This is a genomic window from Pseudoalteromonas sp. 20-92 (assembly GCF_030847595.1).
Classification (GTDB): Bacteria; Pseudomonadota; Gammaproteobacteria; order Enterobacterales; family Alteromonadaceae; genus Pseudoalteromonas; species Pseudoalteromonas fuliginea.
This window is the reverse complement of sequence record NZ_JANJGQ010000096.1, coordinates 1-305: the sequence shown is the minus strand read 5'-3', so window position 1 is coordinate 305 and position 305 is coordinate 1. Positions and strand designations below refer to the sequence as shown.

Genomic DNA, 305 nt, shown 5'->3' with positions numbered 1-305 from the left:
GGGGAACCTGGGGCTGGATCACCTCCTTATACGATTTAGAACTTATTTGTTCGTAGTGTCCACACAGATGATTGTTATTGTAAAGAGAACAACACTTATTGTTTTGGGTCTGTAGCTCAGCTGGTTAGAGCGCACCCCTGATAAGGGTGAGGTCGGTAGTTCAAATCTACTCAGACCCACCACTTCTTGTCTAATCAAGAAGATGGTTAAAACAGTAAGTACCAGCATATGTGGGGCTATAGCTCAGCTGGGAGAGCGCCTGCCTTGCACGCAGGAGGTCAGCAGTTCGATCCTGCTTAGCTCCA

2 tRNA genes are annotated in these 305 nt (G+C 47.5%); both read left to right on the top strand.

The window, feature by feature from the left end:
• The first annotated feature begins 105 nt into the window (after positions 1-105).
• Positions 106-182 (top strand) — tRNA-Ile (locus tag NRL14_RS20895).
• A gap of 50 nt (positions 183-232) precedes the next feature.
• Positions 233-305: transfer RNA gene (locus NRL14_RS20890), tRNA-Ala, on the top strand.